The 22192-nt window shown below is 44.6% G+C and carries 16 protein-coding genes and 3 pseudogenes; 10 read left to right on the forward strand and 9 right to left on the reverse strand.

The window, feature by feature from the left end:
* Nucleotides 1–13: 13 nt before the first annotated feature.
* Together AC0IYG_RS27390 and thiD are read right to left on the reverse strand one after the other, a co-directional pair.
* The gene (locus AC0IYG_RS27390; RefSeq protein WP_471714270.1) at nt 14–2329 is read right to left on the reverse strand and encodes a TonB-dependent receptor; all 2316 of its coding nucleotides are present in this window, start codon (nt 2327–2329) and stop codon (nt 14–16) included.
* A gap of 319 nt (nt 2330–2648) precedes the next feature.
* A complete protein-coding gene (gene thiD / locus AC0IYG_RS27395; protein ID WP_471714271.1) occupies nt 2649–3470 on the reverse strand; it encodes a bifunctional hydroxymethylpyrimidine kinase/phosphomethylpyrimidine kinase in 822 nt (273 codons plus the stop codon).
* Nucleotides 3471–3550: 80 nt separating this feature from the next.
* Between thiD and hxpB the strand changes: the two genes are divergently transcribed.
* Entirely contained in the window at nt 3551–4222 is a 672-nt protein-coding gene (hxpB, locus tag AC0IYG_RS27400) for a hexitol phosphatase HxpB (protein WP_471714272.1), read from the forward strand.
* A 63-nt stretch (nt 4223–4285) separates the two neighbouring features.
* Nucleotides 4286–5593 (forward strand): sensor histidine kinase, encoded by a 1308-nt coding sequence (locus AC0IYG_RS27405; RefSeq protein WP_471714273.1) that lies wholly within the window; start codon nt 4286–4288, stop codon nt 5591–5593.
* Here AC0IYG_RS27405 and AC0IYG_RS27410 read toward each other — a convergent pair.
* Entirely contained in the window at nt 5590–7278 is a 1689-nt protein-coding gene (locus AC0IYG_RS27410; protein ID WP_471714274.1) for an amino acid permease, read from the reverse strand. The genes AC0IYG_RS27405 and AC0IYG_RS27410 overlap by 4 nt on opposite strands.
* A 206-nt stretch (nt 7279–7484) precedes the next feature.
* Between AC0IYG_RS27410 and AC0IYG_RS27415 the strand changes: the two genes are divergently transcribed.
* From AC0IYG_RS27415 to AC0IYG_RS27425, 3 genes are all read left to right on the forward strand, one after another.
* Nucleotides 7485–8270, forward strand: coding sequence for a phosphatidylinositol-specific phospholipase C/glycerophosphodiester phosphodiesterase family protein (locus tag AC0IYG_RS27415; protein WP_471714275.1), 786 nt, complete (start codon nt 7485–7487; stop codon nt 8268–8270).
* A gap of 106 nt (nt 8271–8376) precedes the next feature.
* Nucleotides 8377–9726, forward strand: a complete 1350-nt coding sequence (gene eat, locus AC0IYG_RS27420) for an ethanolamine permease (RefSeq protein WP_471714276.1) — start codon at nt 8377–8379, stop codon at nt 9724–9726.
* Between the two features lie 227 nt (nt 9727–9953).
* Nucleotides 9954–10688 (forward strand): LytR/AlgR family response regulator transcription factor, encoded by a 735-nt coding sequence (locus tag AC0IYG_RS27425; protein ID WP_471714277.1) that lies wholly within the window; start codon nt 9954–9956, stop codon nt 10686–10688.
* Nucleotides 10689–11051: 363 nt separating this feature from the next.
* On the opposite strand, the pseudogene AC0IYG_RS27430 reads toward AC0IYG_RS27425, so the two are convergent.
* The 5 genes and pseudogenes from AC0IYG_RS27430 to greA all read right to left on the reverse strand — a co-directional run bounded on the left by AC0IYG_RS27430 (nt 11052) and on the right by greA (nt 15551).
* Nucleotides 11052–12320 (reverse strand): annotated as a pseudogene (locus AC0IYG_RS27430) (exo-beta-N-acetylmuramidase NamZ family protein).
* A 5-nt stretch (nt 12321–12325) separates the two neighbouring features.
* On the reverse strand, nt 12326–13390 hold the full coding sequence (locus tag AC0IYG_RS27435) for a PA0069 family radical SAM protein (protein WP_471714278.1): 1065 nt from the start codon (nt 13388–13390) through the stop codon (nt 12326–12328).
* A 125-nt stretch (nt 13391–13515) separates the two neighbouring features.
* Nucleotides 13516–14587, reverse strand: a pseudogene (locus AC0IYG_RS27440) (M20/M25/M40 family metallo-hydrolase).
* A gap of 47 nt (nt 14588–14634) precedes the next feature.
* A complete protein-coding gene (locus tag AC0IYG_RS27445) occupies nt 14635–15048 on the reverse strand; it encodes a hypothetical protein (protein ID WP_471714279.1) in 414 nt (137 codons plus the stop codon).
* A gap of 20 nt (nt 15049–15068) precedes the next feature.
* Nucleotides 15069–15551 carry a transcription elongation factor GreA gene (gene greA, locus AC0IYG_RS27450; RefSeq protein ID WP_026630790.1) on the reverse strand — a complete coding sequence of 161 codons (483 nt, stop codon included), beginning with the start codon at nt 15549–15551 and terminating at the stop codon, nt 15069–15071.
* A gap of 231 nt (nt 15552–15782) precedes the next feature.
* On the opposite strand from greA, the gene fmt reads away from it, so the two are divergent.
* Genes fmt through AC0IYG_RS27470 form a run of 4 tightly spaced genes read left to right on the forward strand, consistent with a single transcriptional unit; the run spans nt 15783 to nt 18075 of the window.
* Complete coding sequence (gene fmt / locus AC0IYG_RS27455; protein WP_471714280.1) at nt 15783–16703, forward strand: methionyl-tRNA formyltransferase; 921 nt, start codon at nt 15783–15785, stop codon at nt 16701–16703.
* A 43-nt stretch (nt 16704–16746) separates the two neighbouring features.
* On the forward strand, nt 16747–17244 hold the full coding sequence (locus AC0IYG_RS27460; protein WP_471714281.1) for a dihydrofolate reductase: 498 nt from the start codon (nt 16747–16749) through the stop codon (nt 17242–17244).
* A gap of 41 nt (nt 17245–17285) precedes the next feature.
* On the forward strand, nt 17286–17534 hold the full coding sequence (locus AC0IYG_RS27465; RefSeq protein ID WP_471714282.1) for an alpha/beta hydrolase-fold protein: 249 nt from the start codon (nt 17286–17288) through the stop codon (nt 17532–17534).
* Nucleotides 17464–18075, forward strand: a complete 612-nt coding sequence (locus AC0IYG_RS27470) for an alpha/beta hydrolase (protein WP_471714283.1) — start codon at nt 17464–17466, stop codon at nt 18073–18075. The genes AC0IYG_RS27465 and AC0IYG_RS27470 overlap by 71 nt, the downstream gene beginning before the upstream one ends.
* A gap of 79 nt (nt 18076–18154) precedes the next feature.
* On the opposite strand, the gene hslU is transcribed toward AC0IYG_RS27470, so the two are convergent.
* On the reverse strand, nt 18155–19549 hold the full coding sequence (gene hslU / locus AC0IYG_RS27475; RefSeq protein WP_471714284.1) for an ATP-dependent protease ATPase subunit HslU: 1395 nt from the start codon (nt 19547–19549) through the stop codon (nt 18155–18157).
* Between the two features lie 253 nt (nt 19550–19802).
* Here hslU and AC0IYG_RS27480 point away from each other — a divergent pair.
* A pseudogene (locus AC0IYG_RS27480) lies at nt 19803–22084 on the forward strand (GH92 family glycosyl hydrolase).
* Nucleotides 22085–22192 lie beyond the last annotated feature (108 nt).

The raw sequence follows: 22192 nt of genomic DNA on the forward strand, positions 1-22192 counted from the left end.
GTTTGCAAAATGCTTAAAATTCAAGTCGATAATTGAGGACCGGGATCAAACCCGTCTGCGTGGTTGTGCGGATAACCTGATCCTTTGCATCATAATGTTGGTCAAATGCATTCAATCGATTGGTCACATTTTGCAGATCTAAAGATATGGTCGATGCCGTGCGCCGTTTGTTCCTGGTGTAACTCACACGCACGTCCGACCGGAAATAGGTTGGCAATTGCGCCGAATAAGCCCTTGTCCAGTCGCGTTCGGTTTTACCGGATTGCCTGGATTTTTCAAGGTCAATCGGCGTAAAGCGGTTACCACCCGCAGCCAGCATTTTGATGTTTGCAGTGAATACATTGGTTTTGTTTTTACCAACTTTCCATTCTTTTCCTGCCAAAACATTTTGCACAAAACGTCCGTTGAACCTGCTATCCCGTTCAATTCCATCCCTTCCTGTATATTTTGCTTCATATAAGGAAGTCGTACTCATCATATAAATCCCGCCGGTGAGCGACTTTTCAATGGTGAGCTCCAACCCGTAACTGCGACCTTTCCCGTCACTCATCAGCGAATCATTTGTGAATCCACTGATTTCATTAATCTGCGAATTGTGAAGCAGATAGGGCTTGTTTGTGTTGGGCGAACTGATCGGCACGTTATAATGATGCTGATAATAAGCTTCCGTCAAAAACCGCCAGCTGGCAGAAGGACGAAACTCATAACCTCCCACAAAATGCGCAGACTTCATCAGTTTCAGGTCTTTATTAACCGGGGCAGTTTTGCCGTTTTCACCATTAACCTGTGCAAAATAAGTGGAGATCGACTCTGTTTTGCTATGCAGCCCAGCGCCGAAACTAACCGTTGATCTTGGTGCCATTGCCCATTTCAAACCAAGTCTCGGCTCCAAGGAAAACTGGCCATTCAGTCCGAGCAGCATGCCGTGAAGGCCTGCATTAACCGTAACAGTTGGCGATATACGCGATTTCAACTGACCATAACCCTGATAAAGCTGCGTGCTTCCCTTCTGATCCAGATTAGTTTGAAAAGAACCATTTTCATTATTTCTGTCAAAAAGATTGAAGTCAAGATGATTAATGATAAAACCGGCACGGAATGTATTTCTGGCGTTGTGCTTATAATTGATAAGCGTCGAAACGCGAAGTGTCTGGTTAACAAAGCTTTGCCGATACGAAATCTGTTTTTCACCGATATCCGTGTCATCGCTGACGCTTGTGCCTGCGTATGAAATAATGCTTTCCATGTAGGTTTTTTTGTTCACATATCTGAGATAATTGAGCCCTAACATGCCTCGGTTCGAAGTAAAAACCTCTTTCTCGCCGTCTGAATCGTCTTTTGATTTACTAATCCCACCCATTCCCCAAACCGTGACCACTGACTTGTCGTCCGACGGAATGTGTATTTTGAAAGCGCCATCCTGAAAATCTGTCGTGCCATCGCCCAGTTGCAGACCCATTTTAGTGAGAATCGAAAGTGTCGAATAACGATAATTGGCCAGATAAGAAGCGCCTCCTTTTGCTCCAATAGGACCTTCGGCGGCAAAATCAAGTCCCAGCACGCCAGCCTGCAAGGCATATTCGCGCTTTTCGTTATTTCCTTTTCTCAGTTTCAGATCAAAAACACCCGATGTCGCATTGCCATATTCAGCAGGGAAAGCGCCCGTCAGGAAATCGGAATTGCCCAGCACATTGGCGCTTAGTGCACTAATGCCGCCCCCACTCGATCCTTCCTCTCCAAAGTGATTGGGATTAGGGATTTCAACGCCTTCCATGCGCCATAACATTCCTTTCGGGCTGTTTCCGCGAATAATGATTTGATTGCTACCGTCATCATTGGTGGCAACGCCCGCGAAAGACAGCGCCATCCGGGCCGGATCATTAACGGATGCGGCAAAACGCTTGGTTTGATCAACCGTAAAAGAACGTCCGCTGACGCTCACCATGTCATTCAGCGGCGCACCATGCTCCTTTTGCGCCTTAACAATGACTTCGTCCAATGCCTTAAACGACTCCCGAAGTTTGACACTCAGCTCCACTTCCTTCCCGGAACCAACATTGATTTCCTGCAAAAAAGCATCGTCGTAACCGATGCTGGTGATCTTGAATGCATGCCGCCCAACCGGAACCTGCTCAATCCGAAAGTCCCCGTCCACATTGGTGGCGCCACCCATAACAGGATTAATAGAAGTGATAACAATGTTGGCGCCAATAACGGGCTGCTGAGATTCCGCATCAATAATGCGCCCTTTAACAATTTGAGTCGGTTGCTGCGCACGCACCGAAGAAAAGACCGCCATAGCGATCACGATCAGGATAAAATTTTTCATAGCTAACAGTTTCATTCCTGACAACTTTGCTATGCATTACCCTAATTTTTTGGTGATATTTTTTTGGCGGTGTTTTTTTGTGTTGCATTAATCGCATCACGGATGTTGTTTCATCCCGCTAGGATTGAGGGAAATTGTGGTATTTTTTTGGGCTACCAATATTTTATCCCGCTAGGATTTTGTTTCGCGTTACCATTATGTCTGCATCAATTATCATCGGAACGTTCAAAAATCCCGGCGGGATGTAATCTCGGTAGGAAGACGCAATTGAGTAAATTGTAAATCCCGGCGGGATGAAACGGCATCCAAAATCGTATTTTTAAAACAACACCCGCATGGGAACCGGGTCAAAGGAGTGGTTTAACGGCCCGTTGCCGTTTCCGGTTTTTATGTCTTTTCCTGCTTCGATTGCGCCGGAAATGTATTCTTTGGCGAAGATAATGGCTTCGGGAAGTGAGTTGCCCTGCCCTATGAAAGTGGCAATGGCTGTGGATAATGTGCAGCCCGTTCCATGAAGATTGGAACTGTCGATAAATGCGGATTCGAAAATCAATGGCTGTTCCCCGCGCTGTGCTAGGATGTCATAAAGCTTATCCGAAACCATGTGCCCGCCTTTCAGTAACACGGCACGGCAACCCTTTTCCACCATTTGCATGGCTGCTTCCTGCATTTGTTCTAGGGAATCTGTTTCTGTTGAAAGCAACTGACTTGCTTCGTTAATGTTGGGTGTAACCAGGTTTGCAATCGGAAATAATTTTTTCCAAAAAACATCTGTCATTTCCGCATTTGCCAGTTTGGTGCCACTTGTTGAGGACATCACCGGATCAATAACAACGAATGCCGGCTTGAAGCTTTCAATGATTTCGGCAATAACGAGCCCATTTTCCACACTTCCAATCATCCCGATCTTAATGGCGTCAACTGCTATGTCTTCCAAAACTGCGACGAGCTGCTTCCGCAGAAAATCGGCCGGAATGTGATGAATATCGCGGACTTCAACTGTATTCTGAGCAGTGAGCGCAGTAATAGCCGACGCACCGTAACCGCCCAGTGCCCCGATTGTTTTAAGATCTGCCTGGATTCCAGCGCCGCCGCCGCTGTCTGATCCTGCTATCGTAAGTATGGTTGGATATCGGTTCATGAATGGTCCGCAATTTGTAAATACTTATCAGTGAAAGTAGTAGTTTTGAGTAGTTTAAAAAAAAAACAATCCCGCTAATAATGATTAAAGCTGCCATATTTGATATGGACGGACTATTGATAGATTCCGAGCCAATCTGGACAGATGCTGCCCGCACGGTCATGCAAAAAGTAAACTTTACCATTTCAGACGCACTAAAAAATCAGACGACTGGCCTTTCCATCAAGCTTTTCCTCGATTATTGTCATAAAATTCAACCCTGGAACTCGCCGTCTTTTGAGGAGCTTGAAGAAATGATCCTGGAAATGGCGCATAAAAATATCCTGGCGCATGCCGAACCAATGCCTGGCGCAATTGAATTGGTAAAAACATTAAAAGGAAAAGGCCTGAAACTTGCCGTTGCTTCTGCTTCGCACATGGACCTGATCGAAGGTGTGCTCAAAAGGCTGGATATTATTGATTACTTTGATACCTGGCACTCGGGCGAACTGGAAGAATTTACAAAACCGCATCCGGCAGTTTACCTGACCACCGCCGCAAAACTTGGCCTAAAACCAGAAGAATGCATTGCATTTGAAGATTCACACGCTGGCCTGCGGTCGGCCCATGCGGCGGGAATGATTACGATTTCGGTGCCTGCAATGGATGTTTTTGAAGATACAAAGTTTGATATGGCCCATTATAAAATCAACTCGCTCGAAAAATTTGTCCTGAGCGAAATGTCCGGCGTGCCGCAAAGCGCATTGGAATAATTAATTCAAAATCCTCTATTTGGTTCATTAATGATCGGACTTCGGCATTTCAGTATAGTGATAATGATCAGGATAATCGTGATTGTCGTGAGCGTTGTTGCCATCGCCTGGCTGGCGAATAAGCATACCAACGAAATGTTGGTTTATGTTTTGGGAACAATCTTCATCTTCATTCAGGGGTCGTTGCTGTATAATTATGTTACCAATGTGAACCGTAAGCTGACTTATTTTCTGGAATCGGTGCGCTATTCTGATTTTACGATCAATTTCCGGTCGGACAATAAAATGGGGAGGACATTTAAGGAGCTTAATCAGCAATTTAATGAAGTCCTGCACGCTTTCAGACAAGCCAGGGCCGAAAAGGAAGCCAATTTGCAATATCTGAACACCATTGTCCAGCATATCGGAACGGGGCTGATCACTTTTGACAGCAATGGACAGGTTAACCTCATCAATAATGCTGCATTACGCATGCTTGGCATTTACCGATTGCATCAATTAAGCGAGCTAAAAGACAAACATCCAAGGCTTTACGAATTACTTTCTACATTGGACAGCGGCGTTCGTGAACTTTACCGAACACCTTCTGACCAGCCGTTGGCATTACAAGGTGCAGCCATTCAGCTCCGCGGAATGTGGGTCAGGATTGTGGTTTTGCAAAATATTCAAACTGAGCTGCAACAGCAGGAAGTGGAATCGTGGCAAAACCTCACGCGCGTGCTGCGTCATGAAATCATGAACTCCATGACGCCGATCGTTTCACTGGTGGGGACAATGCGACTGATTGTAAATGAGGACATTGAAAAATCCACGAATGATCAGGAAGCAGTGAACGATTTAAAAGAAGCATTGCACACGCTCGAAAAACGAAGCAAGGGAATGATGCAGTTTGTGAATGCTTACCGCGATTTCACTACATTACCGAAACCTGTTTTTGCCAATCTGAGCGTTGCAGAACTTTTGCAGGAAGTAATTCAATTATTGCAAACCGATCTGACACGCTCGGGCGTGCTTTGGAAAATCTCTGTAAAACCAGACACGCTGACGGTTAAGGCGGATGCAAGCCAGATTCAGCAGGTGCTGATCAATCTGGTTAAAAATGCTTCGGAAGCATTCTCTACGCAAACAAATCGTCTGATTACATTATCCGCATACCAGACGGATAACACGACGATCATTGATGTCACAGACAACGGCGACGGCATTGAGCCGGAAGCCATTGAAAACATCTTTATCCCTTTTTACACAACCAAAAAAACGGGATCAGGAATTGGATTAAGCCTTTCTCGCCAGATTTTGCAACAGCATAACGGTCAGCTCAATGTTTCCTCAGAAGTCGGAAAAGGCACCGTCTTCACATTGATCATTTAATTGGCCAACTTGCTCTTTCGATAACCGTAGCTGAAATAAATTACCAAGCCGATCGCCAGCCAGATCACAAAAATCAACCAGTTGGACGAGCCTAATTCTGTCATTAAATAAAGGTTTGTCAAAATTCCTGCAACGGGCAAAACCGAAAAGTTGTGTTTATAGCTCAATACGGAAAGAATGCACCACGTGATCCAGAAAATGATGGTTAGCAGCTTGTGTTCAACAATTTCTGCGGCTGACAGATTTTTCCACTCATCAATCACACTTTGTCCATAAATTGCAAGCCCGGCGATGGCAACGATCAAAAGCAAACCCACCAGATACTTTCCATTAAGATAAGGAACCCGGAACTTGGATTGCGAAGAAATGCCCGTATGATCCAGATAAAGCACGCCGCCGCAAACCAGAATAAACGCAAAAAACGTTCCTACACTCGTCAAATCAACGAAAAAATCCATTTTGAAAAACAATGCCGGAATCCCTACGACAAAGCCTGTGACAATGGTCGCGAATGATGGCGTCTGATATTTTGGGTGAATTTTAGAAAATCGTTTCCATAGCAAACCGTCCCGGCTCATCGTCATCCAAATGCGTGGCTGCCCGAGCTGATACACGAGCAATGCACTCGTAATCGCAATTACAGAACTTACCGAAATGACACCGGCCATGAAATCAAGGCCATTTTTTTCAAAAACAAAGGCAAGCGGATCACTCACTTTAAGCTCTGAATAATTGACCATTCCAGTAAGCACCAGCGTAATCAGCACATACAAAACCGTGCAGATCACAAGGCAGTAAATCATTGCCTTTGGCATGTCTCGCTGCGGATTTTTACATTCCTCTGCGGTTGTTGAAATGGAATCGAATCCGATAAATGCGAAGAAAACAGATGCTACACCGCCCATTACACCTTTAATTCCGTTGGGTGCAAATGGCGACCAGTTTTCAGGTTTTACATAAAAAGCGCCCGCAATGATAACGAGCAGAACAACGCCTATTTTGAGCACAACCATAATGTTACTGGCCGTTCTCGACTCCCGGATCCCGATGTAAACCAATGCCGTAATCAGCAATGTTACCAAACCAGCGGGCAAATTAAGCATAATGTGAAAATCACCAATGGTCGGCGCAGCTTCGTAGGCAGCCGCAGCAAAGCGTTCATAAGTGCTCATTTCGGCAGCGCCTGCGCTTTGCAATTTGGCAAAGGCTTCGGATGCTGTTTCATGATTTACAGTAAGCCAACCGGGCAGCACGATTCCAAACCCTTTGAGCATTCCTGTGAAATATTCCGACCAGGATATCGCGACCACCATATTTGAAACGGCATATTCGAGAATCAGCGACCATCCGATGATCCATGCAAACAGCTCTCCGAAAGCAACATATGCGTACGTGTATGCACTACCGGAGACTGGAACTGTGCTGGCAAACTGTGCGTAAGATAATGCTGTAAAAACGCAGGCAACCGCTGTAAAGACGAATAATAAAGAGACGGCAGGGCCACCATTATAACTGGCCACGCCAATTGTGCTAAAAATACCAGCTCCCACAATGGCAGCGATCCCAAGGGAAACCAGATCCCGGACGCCGAGAATTTTTGCTAACCCACCATTTTCGGCAGAATTAGCGTCCCTAAGTATTTGATCAACTGTTTTCTTACGAAAGAGAGAAGAATTTTGTTTCATTTATGGAGCTGATTGGACGAAGTCTCAGGTGTAATAAGTTGGCTAAAATAATGATATTCTCAACGCATCTATCCACGCATTGAAATTTTGTGCAATAAATGACAAAATTTCCATAGAAAATTCTCCGGCGCGAATCAAACTGTTTAAACATGTGTTTAAAACAATATATTTACTTAATTTTCCGCCCCTACATCCCCGCCACATTCATGAAAAAACGCATTACACTCTTACTTTTTACATTGCTCAACGTTGGGACATTGCGCGCCCAGGATATCAAAGCTTACACCACAGCCCAAGCCCATTCGCATAACGATTACGAACGAAAAGGGGCTTTTAGCGAGGCATATGATCAGCAATTCGGCTCCATTGAGGCAGATTTGTTTTTGGTAAATGACAATCTTTTCGTCGCTCACAATCTGGCTGACATTAAACCGGAAAGGACGTTCAATGCACTTTACCTGCAACCGATCATTGCTTCGGTTGAAATAAACGGAGGCAGCATTTATCCTCAGAAAGATGTTCAGCTGCAACTGTTGGTCGACCTGAAAACGACTTCGGAAGAAACATTGGCTGCATTGGTAAAGGAACTGGAACCGCACAAGCACATTTTTGCGCCGGCAGGCTCTGTGAAAATTGTCGTCAGCGGCAACACGCCCAGTCCTGCTTCATTTGATAAATATCCTGAATATCTGTTTTTCGACGGCCGTCCTGAAATTGTGTACACACCGGACCAATTGAAACATGTAGGGCTTATCAGTCAGGCTTTTGCAAAATATTCTAAATGGAATGGCGAAGGCCCTCTGCCGGAAAAGGACAAAAAAAGCATTCAGAAAGTGATCAAACAGACGCATGATCTTGGCAAAAAAGTCCGCCTATGGGCAACTCCGGACAACATTAATTCCTGGAAAATCATGATGACTCTCGGCGTTGATTATCTCAACACAGACAAAGTCCGTGAAATGGGTGATTATCTGCGAACTGCCCCGCGGTAAAATCTCAGAATAAAATATTAGGTGATTTTAAATTTCCAATGGTATTAAATGGCATTGGAAGCGTTATAGGTTTATATTGTATGGTTAACCAACAAACCTGTCCCGCATGTCGTCAGAACAAACCGCTACGCTTAAGAAAGTTTTAAAACCCATTCATCTTTGGGCAATTGCAGTAGGACTGGTTATTTCCGGTGAATATTTTGGGTGGAATTACGGCTGGGGAGTTTCGGGAACCGTCGGATTTCTAATCGCAACGCTTTTGGTGACATTAATGTATGTGACCTTTATTTTCAGTTTTACAGAGCTCACAACCTCGATTCCGCAAGCTGGCGGCCCGTTTTCTTATTCGCAACGCGCTTTTGGCTGGTTTGGAGGACTTGTTGCCGGTTATGCGACACTCGTTGAATTTTTAGTGACGCCACCCGCCATTGCATTCGCGCTGGGCAGTTATACGCATTTTCTTTATCCGTCATTGGACGTGCTTGATGTTGCTTTTGCTTGTTACGTCATTTTTATCTTGATTAACCTGCTTGGCATTAAGGAATCAGCGCTTTTTTCGCTCGTGGTGACATTGCTTGCCGTAGCTGAGTTGCTCGTTTACATTGGCATTGTTGCGCCTCATTTTTCATATCAAACATTTGTAACGGAACCTATGCCATTTGGCTGGCCCGGCGTTTTTGCGGCGCTGCCTTTTGCGATATGGTTTTACCTTGCAATTGAAGGCGTCGCAATGGTCGCCGAAGAAGTGGAAGATCCGAAACGCACCATTTCGAGAGGTTACATTTATGGCATATTAACACTTGTCGTGCTTGCATTGGCCGTGATGATTTTCACGGGAGGCGTCGCGCACTGGCGGCTTTTGAGCGAGATTGATTATCCACTTCCCGCCGCACTCGGCATAGTCCTCGGTCGCGACAGCGGCTTGACCCAGCTATTTGCAAGTCTCGGACTTTTTGGATTGATCGCATCATTTCACGGGACGATCATTGGCTATTCGCGCCAGATATATGCTTTGGCAAGAAACGGATTGCTTCCCTCCTTTCTGGGCAGTGTAAATGCCCGGTTTCAAACGCCGCATTGGGCACTTATTGCGGGTGGAATTGCAGGCTGTCTTGCGTTAAAGCTTGGCACAACGGATCAGGTGATTATTCTGGCAGCATTGGGCGCAGTTGTCATGTACATTATCAGCATGATGGCGCTTTTTGCGCTGCGCCGCAGCGAACCTGACCTCGAACGCCCATTCGTAGTGCCTGCTTATCCTTACTTTCCCGTCATCGCGCTGGTGCTCTCCAGCGTTTGTCTGATTGCCATCGTTTATTATAATGTCATGTTAAGCATCTGGTTTTTTGCCGGATTAGGCCTGGTTACAATCCTTTATATGGCAACCGGCAGGCATAAAAGTCCGCAACATTCCGAAGCTCCGAAAATTGGGATAAACGACTTAAACAAGCTATAAATCAACTTTTTCTTGGATGATAAATATAAAAGATCCTTTTCAAAAGGATTAGGCCTGACCGTAAACTAAATAGTTTGAAAAAATCGATCCGAAAGTGTCAACTAATTCGTACATTATCTTGGAATTACTCAACGTTATCAGGAATACTAACCCTATGAAAATCTTAACATTGTCCCGGCTACCCTATGATCTATCAGTGGGCCGGGATCGCTTACTTAAAACCAATAATGAATATCTTAATTGTAGAGGACGATTTTATTATTTCCAAACACCTCCAATATCTTTTGAACGGCTTCGGTTATGATGCAAACGACGTTGCTCCTGATTATAACACTGCTACCGAGCTGCTGAATAGCAAGGTTTTTCACCTTGCCGTGCTGGATATTAATTTGAACGGTTATCAAACCGGTATCGACCTTGCGCATTACATCCGCGAAACATTCAAAATTCCCTTTCTATTTCTATCCAGTCATGAGGACATTGCTGTTGTAAATGCAGCATTGCAGGCAGCCCCGCATGCATTTTTACAAAAACCTTTTCAAAAAATCACGGTGTACACTGCGGTGAAGCTCGCGCTAAAAAACTATCGGCTGGCTGCGCTTGCGGGTGAGTCAAATCTGGAAGAAAAGGAAGATACGACGGTGATTAAGGACGCGCTTTTTATCAAAGAAAAGCACATGTTTACAAAAATTCTGCTGGCCGACATTCTCTACATCCGCAGCGACGACAATTACCTCGAATTACATACCAGAGTAAAAAAATATACGATCAGGGAAACGCTCAAAAATATGCTTCAGCAGCTTCCTCCCAATTACTTTTTCAGGGTGCACAAATCGTTCATCATTAATCTGAACGCAATCACAGCGATCAATTATATACACGTGATGATCAATGACATCGAGATCCCGATCACCAATGATAACCGCAACGAACTGCTGAGCCGTGTGAAAACTTTCTCCTAAACTTTACCGAAGTTCACCCCTCAAATTCCGGATTTCACCCCATTGATTTGGCAACTTTTCCCCTTAGAATTAATATTACAACACGTAAACCCATCTCTATTTTTTGAATTACGGATGGCTGTCTGGGTCTGAATAATAATATAAAAATATTTTTTAGCCCAGGCATCCATCCGACCCCGAAAAGCGTATCTACTAGAAATGTATTTTTCTGCATAATTTATAGCATTATGCACACATAAACATAAGCGCATTCAAACCTAAACTAAATCATTCCATTAGTATTTTTTTAATATCGTTGAGAATAATTAGACATCCCCGGGAGATATTCCCTGGGATGTTTTGTTTGAAGGAAGGTGCTGATAATCAAGGATAAAGCAGATATTTCTTACGTGTTTCCTTATAATTGCCCAAGCCGGGCTCCCAGCTTTTTCTTATCTCCTCTTCCGAAGCTCCGGCAATGATCTGCTTTTTGAAATTTTCCGTGCCTGCCAGTTTATCAATGCTGCCCATTTGCTTGCTCTGGCTCATGTCAAAGAATTTCTCCTTGTCCGGATATACTTTGTACATATCCAGGATCCAGTTCAAATGAAGCTTCCCGATTTTTTGAGTTTCGAAATGTCATATTTCTGCAAGTCCAGTCCGTAACATTCCTGGTTCTGATGCAATGGTGTTTCGCTCATGCCCTTGATGCTTTTGGGCGTGAAAACGAAGTCGAATTTCCCTTTCAGTAATGGTGCTCCTAGCACGGTGAACGGCATGTAAGTGCCTCGGCCCTGACTTATAATCGTGCCTTCAAACATGCATATATGCGGATAAAGCATCACCGACTGCTGCGTATTCAGGTTTGGCGATGGCATAACCGGCAACACGTAAGGCGTTTGATGGTCATAATTTGCAACTTTAATGATCTTCAATTTACATTGCATCTTATTGGGAAGCCAGCCTTCACCATTGATCATTTGTGCAAATTCGGCAATCGTTAAGCCATGTGCGATGGGGATTTTATACATGCCAATGCCGGAACGTAAATGATCTTCCAGGATTGGCCCGTCGACGAGAAAGCCATTTGGGTTTGGTCTGTCGAGAACAAGCATTTCCTTATTTGTTTCAGCGCAAGCCTCCATCACATGACCTAATGTATTGATATACGTGTAAAAACGCGCTCCAACATCCTGAATGTCAAATATCATCAGATCAATGCCCGCCATTTGCTCCTTCGTTGGCTTTTTCTGTTTTTCCATAAAGTGAAATGGCGGGAATGCCCGTTTTCGGGTCCACGCTGTCACTTACTTTATCGCCATTGCTCGCAGTTCCGCGAAACCCATGTTCCGGCCCGAAGATCATGACAATGTTCACACCTAACGAAACGAGGCTGTCAACGATCGGCGTCTTGCCTATAATGGAAGTCTGATTAACCAAAATGCCAATCCTTTTGCCCTTCAAATAATCCAGATATTCCGAAACCTGATCCGCACCCGTAACCGGCGCTTTTGCATTAGGAGTCATGGTTTTGCCAACGTTCAGCGAGTCGCCTTCCGTTATTGCAGGATTTTTTTGAGAAGAAGAATTAACGCAGTTGCCGAAAAGACAAATGGATAGCACCAGACTTAGCGTAACAAAGAATTGCTTCATTGAATTTAGGATAGTTTTAGAACAGACCGCATTTGCCCGGCGCGCATAAATTGTGATGTATCGAGTGCTGGCAATTCAACGTCTTTAAAATATTTACGGCAAGCGTGGCCGTGCAATTGTCTTATATTTTCGGCAAAAATCCCCTCTCCGACCATTCTCAAACCAAAACGCGAATCATTCAGATTTCCGCCATGGCATTCTGCAATCTGGTTGAGCACTTTTGTTGCACGGTCCGGGAAATGGTGGTTTATCCATTCTTCAAACAATGTTGAAATGGCTCCGTTCAATCTCACAATCGTGTAATTAGCCCATAATGCTCCGTTTTCAGCCGCTGCCTGCACAATAGCAGGAATTTCTTGATCATTAAGTCCGGGAATAATCGGCGCAGTCATTACACCCATCGGGACGCCAGCCTCATGCATTGCTTTCACAACCTGCAATCTCCGATTTCCTGTAACAGTCCTGGGTTCCAGCGCGCTACGCAGATCTTCATTCAGTGATGTGATGGAAACCGCGCCGTGTACAAGATTCAGCTTTGCAAGCTTTTCCAGAATATCTAAATCTCTTAATACCAGCGCATTTTTAGTTAAAACACTTACCGGATTTCGATATTTTAAACAGATTTCAAGCATTTGCCGCGTGAGCCTATATTTCTTTTCTCCGGGTTGATAGCAGTCCGTGTTTCCGGAAAAGTGAATCACCTTAGGCTCCCACTTTTTAGAATTAAAGAGCTTTTCAAGTAACTGGGGAGCATTTTTCTTGACAATGATCTTTGTTTCAAAATCCAGCCCGGCTGAGTAACCCCAATATTCATGGGAGTTGCGTGCGTAACAGTAAATGCACCCGTGTTCGCAACCGCGATAAGGATTAATTGAATGAAAATGTCCGAGATCGGGACTATCCGAGACGCTTAGCAATGTCTTGGAATGTTCTTCAATAAACTGTGTTTTGGGATTCACTGCCGGCTCTTCCCATTGCTGCCAATCCTCAGAAGTGTATTCTATTTCATGGTTAAAAAATTTGCTGTGGGTGTTAATAGCCGCCCCACGGCCCCGAGCCCTGTTGTCCATTGTTTGTTGATGAATGTCATGTTGATGAAGTTGCTAACGATGTTGTGTGGCCAATTTTGAATGAATGAATGAATGAATGATTAAAAATCCTCATTCAATCATTCAGTCATTCATTCATTCAATCATTATTTAATATACCGGAAATCCTCGTCTCCTTTCAAGGATAGCAAGACGTCGTACATTAGTTGAATTACGTTCTTAACGTCCTCTTTATGAACCATTTCCACGGTTGTATGCATGTATTTTAGCGGAAGAGAAATCAATGCAGAAGCGATTCCTTCGGTTGAATAGGCAAATGAATCCGTGTCCGTTCCTGTTGAGCGGCTTACCGCCTGGCGTTGGAACGGGATCTTTTTCTCGTCTGCAATGCGGATCAGCAAGTCGCGCACATTGTTTTGCACAGCCGGTCCGTAACAAATTACCGGTCCGCCGCCACTTTTAAGATCGCCTTGTTCCTTTTTATTGTACATCGGCGATTGCGTGTCGTGCGTCACGTCGGTTACAATCGCGAGATTTGGTTTCAGACGGCGAGAAGATCATTTCCGCACCGCGAAGACCAATTTCCTCCTGAACTGCATTCACCACATATAATGTAAAAGGCAATCGAACATTGTTCTCGTGGAGCATCCGCGCAACTTCGGCGATCATAAAACCGCCCATTCTGTTGTCCAGCGCACGTCCGAGATAATATTTGTCGTTCAGCTCGTCCAGACCGTCCGCAAAAGTCGCAACCGTTCCTACGTGAATGCCCATTTCCAGCACTTCATCTTTCTTGGATGCGCCGACGTCGATGAACAGTTCATGCACTTTGGGAACCTGGTCTTTTGCAACATCACGAACGTGGATTGCCGGCCAGCCAAAAACGCCTTTTACAACGCCCTTAGCCGTGTGTAAATTTACCCGCATCGAAGGCGCGATAATGGCATCAGAACCGCCATTGCGGCGAACATGAATGTATCCGTCGTCTGAAATGTAATTGACAAACCAGGAAATTTCGTCCGAATGTGCCTCGATCACAACTTTGTAATCCTGGCCACCGCCAATCACACCGACTGCCGTGCCATAAACGTCCACAATCGTATCTTCAATGTAAGGCTTGATGTAATCGAGCCATATTTGCTGACCGCTCGCTTCGAACCCGGTCGGCGACGCATTGTTAAGGTATTTATAAAGAAATTCTTTGCTTTGATCTGACATATGATATTAAAATTACTTACTTGAAATGCTGTTATAGTTTGTTTTTCCTAATGCCTGACGTTTTTCAAATAGCCTAAAAAAGCCCATAAACGCCTTTTTTTAAGATAATTCAAATCAGCCTGATGCTGATAAGCTTCCCTTTCAAAAGAGATGTGCAGATAGGCGAGATAATGCTTTTTGTACTGGATCAGACGGATTAAATATTCGGCAAAATACCAAATATAAAAGACAATCAAACCCAATTCGAGCTGTTGTCTTAAATGGATTTGCTCGTGATTTATAAGGAAGCGGCTGCAAGTCTTATGGCGGACGAGTATGAAAGGAAAAAGCGCCATGCCCTCCACCCAAAGGAAAGAAACGTTCAGCAAAATCCCTTTGAACTTCATAGCATTGCCCTGATTCAAACCAATTTTAAACAAAAATGTTGGATTGCGAATGGTCAACATTCTACAATCCAACATTTAAATAATGTCTTAAAAATCTATTCGCTAAACCTGCTGATATCCAGCACTTCAAATTCCATCAAACCGGCAGGAACCTTGATCTCAGTCGTATCACCCACTTTCTTGCCAAGCAAACCTTTTCCAATTGGCGAACCAACAGAAATTTTTCCTGTTTTCAGATCTGCCTCTTCCTCTGAAACCAAAGTATAAGTAACCTCCATTCCATTCTTACGGTTTTTGATCTTCACTTTTGAAAGCACCGCAACTTGCGAAGTGTCGATCGACGACTCGTCAATAACGCGTGCATTTGACATGATCTCTTCCAGTTTCGCAATCTTCATTTCATGCATTCCCTGTGCATCTTTCGCCGCATCATATTCTGCATTTTCACTCAAATCGCCCTTATCCCGCGCTTCTGCAATCTGCTTTGCAATCTCCGTGCGGCCTTTTGTTTTCATATCATTCAGCTCATTCCTCAGCTTATTTAGTCCTTCTTCCGTATAGTATGAAATTTTAGCCATGACCTTAAATTAGTTTATAAGTCTTTAAATTTTTGAAAATTGGATAAAAAAAAAGAACGGCTCAAAGACCGCTCTACAAGAGTTACGACACTCGTAGTAGAAGGCTAGAAAACCTTATCTTTTCGGTTGATATATGATTTCGTCTGTATCATAATTTTCTGTTAAGAACGACAAAAATAACAATATTTGTAAATGGTTACACCATTTTTTATCCAAAAGCGGTAACAGTCTATGTCAACACCATTGCGAATAATTTTCATGGGAACGCCCGAATTTGCGGTTCCAAGTTTAAAAAGTCTGGTCGAAAGCAATTCTAATGTAGTGGCAGTCATAACTGTTCCGGACAAGCCCACAGGCCGCGGACAAAAGCAAACTGCGTCGCCCGTAAAGCTGTACGCGGAGGCCCAGGGCATTCCCGTTTTGCAGCCCGAAAAACTAAAAAACCCCGAGTTTCTGGAAGCATTAAGATCGTTTAATGCTGACCTTCAGGTGGTCGTAGCATTCCGTATGTTGCCGGAAGTCGTTTGGAACATGCCGCCGAAAGGAACATTCAATTTACACAGCTCACTTTTACCGCAATATCGCGGAGCCGCACCAATCAACTGGGCCGTTATCAACGGAGAAACCGAAACCGGCGTAACGACATTCTTTATAGAAAAAGACATTGACACCGGCAAGATCATTTTCCAGGACCACGAACCCATCCACGCCGAAGACGACGCAGGCTCCTTACACGACCGGCTCATGGAAAAAGGCGCTAAGCTCGTTGTAAAAACAGTAAGGGCAATTGAAGCAGGCAATTATCCGCAGGAACCGCAGCAAGAGCCAGCAGAAATCCGCCTGGCACCAAAGATCTTCCGCGAGACTTGTGAAATAAACTGGCAAAAGCCGTCCGTTGAAATCCATAACTTCATCCGCGGACTTTCGCCTTACCCCGCCGCATGGACGACAATAAACGGTCTTTCTTGCAAAATCTTCAAATCCAGCCTCGTGGAATTTGATGAAGATGACAACCCGGGACAGTTCCGCACAGATAGTAAATCATATCTCTATTTAAAAACCAGCGACGGCTGGCTTTCCATCGAAGTTTTGCAACTGGAAGGAAAAAAACGAATGGAGATCGGCGATTTTCTGCGAGGGAATCGTTTGTAAAAAATATTGCGCTGTCATTCAAGACCACTTTCAATAACACCTAATGCTCATATCAATCATCGTTGCCGTCTCTAAAAATGGCGTTATAGGAAAGGATAATCAACTTCTCTGGCGGTTGCCGGATGATTTGAAACGGTTTAAGCAGTTGACCCTCGGGCACCCGATGATCATGGGACGCAAGACTTTTGAATCCATTGGAAAAGCTTTGCCGGGGCGCACTTCAATTGTCATTACCGGGCAAAAAGATTTTTCTGCCGAAGGCGTTTTGATTGCGCATTCATTGGAGGAAGCGCTCGATGCTGCCCGGAAGCTAGAAGAATCGGAAGCATTCATCATCGGTGGCGGCGAAATTTACAAACAAGCATTGCCACTTACCGATCGATTGTATGTAACGGAAGTTGAAACGGAAATCGATGGCGACACTTATTTTGAAATCGCTAATCCTGAGGAATGGAAGGAGACAGAACGGGTTGTGCATGAAGCCGATGAGCGGCACAACTTGAAATTTGAATTTGTAAATTACATTAAACAAAAATTTTAATAAGTAACTTTGCAGTATAACCCAAAGTGACTATCAGTACAATGCAAGCCTTAGAAGAAAAGACGGCGCTTTTACCAATTATTGAGGTTCTCTCCGAAACCTTTGAGATTCCTCAGTTGAACAAAAAGCGCCGCGTTCATGTGCTTTTGCCACATGATTACTACGAAAAACCTGAACAGCGCTATCCTGTGCTATATATGACGGATGCGCAGAATTTGTTTGGAGACGGTTCGCCTTACGGCAACTGGGAAATCGATAAAAAGTCTGGCCCTGCTGGCCGAAGAACATAAAGCGGATGTGATCATTGTTGCCATTGATCACGGTGAGGAGGAACGTATCAATGAATTTTCTCCTTACGATAACCCGCGGCTCGGCAAGGGACTCGGTTCTTTGTTCCTCCGTTTTGTGGTGGAAACGCTCAAAAAGCACGTCGATGCAAATTATCGCACAAAGCCGGACAGGCTTAATACGGGCATGGGCGGAAGTTCGGTTGGTGGATTATTGACTGCTTATGCTGCATTAATGTTCCCGCACGTTTTCGGACGGCTGATGATCTTTTCACCTTCCCTATGGATTTCGCAGAAAGTGTATTTCGATGCGATTCACTTTTTCGAGCCATTTGAAACGCGCATTTATTTATATGCGGGCGGAAAGGAAGGGGCGAATATGCTTCCTAACTTCGAAAAATTCCATAAAACTCTTGAAAACCAGGGTTTTGGTTATAAACGAGTGAAAATCAAAAGCTCAATCGATCCGGAAGGCGAGCATAAGGAAGAGCAATGGAGCAAGGAGTTTCCAGTTGCCTTGAAATGGCTGTTTTTTGAAGAATAAGATTAATAATGTTATCAAATAGAAAGGGAGAGCAGCATGATTGCCAGCTCTCCCTTTCTGTTTTATGCGCAATGTTCTCCTACAAAATATATTGGCTCAAATCTCTGTTTTTAACCAATGCAGACAGCTTCTCAGAAACAAGCTCAGCCGTCACAACAATGTGTGAATCAGCGCCGATAACGTCCGGAATGTCGAACATGAAGTCGTTAAGCAGCAAGCTCATCACCGTTTGCAAACGACGGGCACCAATATTCTCCACTTCGCTGTTCACCTCAAAAGCAATTCTTGCAATCTCACGAAGTGCGCCGTCTTCAAATTCCAACTCAACGCCTTCTGACTCCATCATGGCCACATATTGCTTTGTAAGGGCATTTTTAGGTGTTTTAAGGATTTGGTAAAAATCAGATTCTGTCAGGCTGCTCAGTTCCACGCGGATTGGAAAACGACCTTGTAACTCGGGAATCAGATCCGAAGGTTTGGCAACGTGGAATGCGCCGGCCGCTACGAAAAGAATGTGATCGGTGTTAATAACGCCATGTTTCGTGTTCACCGCGCTTCCTTCTACAATCGGAAGCAAGTCGCGCTGCACACCTTCGCGGCTTACGTCCGGACCACCGCCTCCGCCTGAACGGCTGGATGCAACTTTATCAATCTCATCAATGAAAATAATACCCAGGTTTTCCGCTTTTTTGATCGCCTCCATCTTCACCTCGTCCATATCGATCAGTTTCGAAGCTTCTTCGTCCAAAAGGATTTTCCGCGCTTCTTCCACGGTTACTTTGCGCTTTTTGCCACGGCGGGGCATCATATTTCCGATCATTTCCTGAATGTTCATCATCGAAACGTCGTCCATTGCGCCGCCGATCATGCCCACATTAGGCGTTTGGTTCTGCTGCACTTCAATGTCGATCTTGCGGCTGTCAAGCTCGCCGTTTCTGATTTTTTCGCGGAAACGTTCTCTTGTGCGTTGATTAAGCTCTGCATCGTCGTCGGGCATGGCATCGGAATTGCCGTCCGTTTTCACCCTTACTGCATTCGCGCCATGAACCGGCGGGATCAATGCGTCCAGGATAATGTCCTCAACGGCCTGCTCCGCTTTCACTTTCACCTCTTCCTTTTTCTGCGTCCGCACCATGCCAACCGCCTGTTCAACCAGATCGCGCACCATGCTTTCCACATCGCGGCCCACATAACCCACTTCGGTAAATTTCGATGCTTCTACTTTTACAAAAGGCGCATCAGCAATCTTTGCCAAACGGCGTGCAATTTCAGTTTTACCGACGCCGGTCGCTCCTATCATTAATATGTTATTGGGAATAATTTCCCTTTGAATATCTTCCGGACTATTCATTCGCCTCCAACGGTTCCTGAGCGCAATAGCAACATTTCGCTTCGCGTCATTTTGTCCGATGATGTATTGATCCAGTTCGAAAACGATCTGACGTGGGGTCAGGCGATTTAAGTGTTCAGTCATTGTGATTGTATATCGGTATATAACTTAATGTTGGTTTTTATATGCAGGCATTCAGGATCAGGGCATAAGGGCTCAAAATCGTACTATTTGCTTTATGAATGCATTTCTTGCATAAAATAGGGCTGAAAAGAATTATGCCGGTACAAAATGTCATGCTTTGCGGTTCAGGAAAACTTTTAAAGCTTTACGTAATGTTTATAGGCCTTCCATTACTTTTGTTCTTCAAGTTTTTCCTCAAAAGAATTGTCCTAACATGAAAAAAATCTTCCGAGTCCTCTTTTTCTTAACCTTTACTTCACCCCTTGCCTTTGCCCAATCTCCTGCCGACAATAATCTGGTAGATCTCGTGAACCCACTCATGGGAACGCAGTCAAAATTCAGTCTTTCATCTGGTAACACTTATCCCGCGATCGCATTGCCTTGGGCGATGAATTTCTGGATGCCGCAGACTGGCAAAATGGGTGACGGCTGGGCTTATATGTATGACGCTGAAAAGATCCGCGGCTTCAAACAAACGCATCAGCCAAGTCCATGGATCAATGATTACGGTCAGTTTTCGATCATGCCGATGACCGGCAAAATGAAAATTGACGAAGAAAGCCGTGCAAGCTGGTTTTCGCACAAGGCCGAAGTTGCAAAGCCACATTATTACAAGGTTTACCTGGCCGATCATGACGTAACCACCGAAATCGCGCCGACCGAAAGAGCTGCGCAATTCCGCTTTACATTCCCTCAGAATGACAGCTCATTTGTGCTTGTAGATGCATTTGACCGAGGTTCTTACATTAAGATCATTCCTGGTGAGCGCAAAATCATTGGTTACACCACCAAAAACAGCGGCGGCGTTCCTGCTAATTTCAAGAACTATTTTGTAATTGTTTTTGACAAAGCATTTACATTCTCTTCCGCTTTTCATGGCAAGACATTGGCCAAAGATACATTGGAACTGAAAGCAGGCCATGTGGGCGCGGTTGTTGGTTTTAAAACAAAAAAGGCGAACAGGTTGGTCTGAAAGTTGCTTCATCATTCATTAGTGCTGAGCAAGCGGAACTGAATCTGCAACGTGAAGTAGCGAATGACAATTTCAATGCAACCATGGAAAAAGGCCGTAAAGCCTGGAACCAGGAATTGTCGCGCATTCAGGTTGAAGGCGATAACATTGATCAGATGCGCACTTTTTATTCGTGCCTTTATCGTGTATTGCTGTTTCCACGGAAGTTTTATGAATTTGATAAAACCAACAAAATCGTACATTACAGTCCATACAGCGGCGAGGTTAAACCTGGCTATATGTTTACCGATAATGGCTTCTGGGACACATTCAGGGCAGTGTTCCCATTCTTTACATTAATGTATCCGACGCTTAATGCGCACATTATGGAAGGTCTGGCAAATGCTTATGACGAAAGTGGTTACCTTCCTGAATGGGCCAGCCCTGGCCACCGCGATTGCATGATCGGTTCCAATTCAGCCTCGCTAATTGCCGATTCGTACATTAAGGGAATCCGTGGTTATGACATTAACAAGCTTTACGAAGCAGTTATCAAAAACACCGAGAATGCTGGTCCTGTAAGTTCCGTTGGCCGTTTTGGTCATGAATATTATAATGAGCTGGGTTTTGTTCCTTATGATGTAAAAGTCAATGAAAATGCTGCCCGCACGCTGGAATATGCATATGCTGATTTTTGCATTGCGCAACTGGGAACCGCATTGAAGAAGCCGCAAAATGAAGTTGACCTTTATCTCAAAAGAAGCCAGAATTACCGCAATGTGTTTGATCCTGAGACAAAATGGATGCGTGGAAAAAACAAGGACGGCCAGTTCCAGAAACCATTTAATCCATTCAAATGGGGCGACGCATTTACCGAGGGAAACAGCATTCATTACACCTGGTCTGTTTTTCAGGATGTTAAGGGGCTTATTGGCTTAATGGGCGGCCGAGAGGCTTTCGTTCAAAAGCTGGACACCGTTTTCACATTGCCTCCGATCTTTGACGACAGTTATTATGGTTTTCCAATTCACGAGATCCGGGAAATGCAGATCATGAACATGGGCAATTACGCGCATGGAAATCAGCCTATTCAGCACATGATCTATCTTTATAATTATGCTGGCGCTCCGCATAAAGCACAATATTGGCTGCGGCAGGTAATGAGCAAGCTTTATCAGGCTGCACCGGATGGTTACTGCGGCGATGAAGATAATGGCCAGACTTCGGCTTGGTATGTTTTCTCATCACTCGGATTTTATCCGGTAACTCCCGGCACAACGCAATATGTGATCGGCTCACCATTGTTCAAGAAGGCAACGCTGACAATGGAAGATGGCAAAAAATTCACAATTCAGGCGCCTACGACCAGCGACGCAAATATGTACATTCAAGGCGCTTCCATGAATGGCAAACCTTACGGCAAGACTTTCCTGGAACATGCTGACATTCAAAAAGGCGGAACTGTGCAATTTAACATGGGCAGCCAGCCTTCAAAAAGCTGGGGAACTGCGCCGGAAGCAGCGCCTTTTTCACTGACAAAATAAGGTTATCCGGTTCGAACGCTTCTTATTATCATTATCAATTACATTATTCCACTTTTTTGGGCCAATTTGCCCGGGAAGTGGAATAATTGTTATAACGAATCATGCGTG

The sequence above is a fragment of the Dyadobacter sp. AC419 genome, assembly GCF_979253085.1.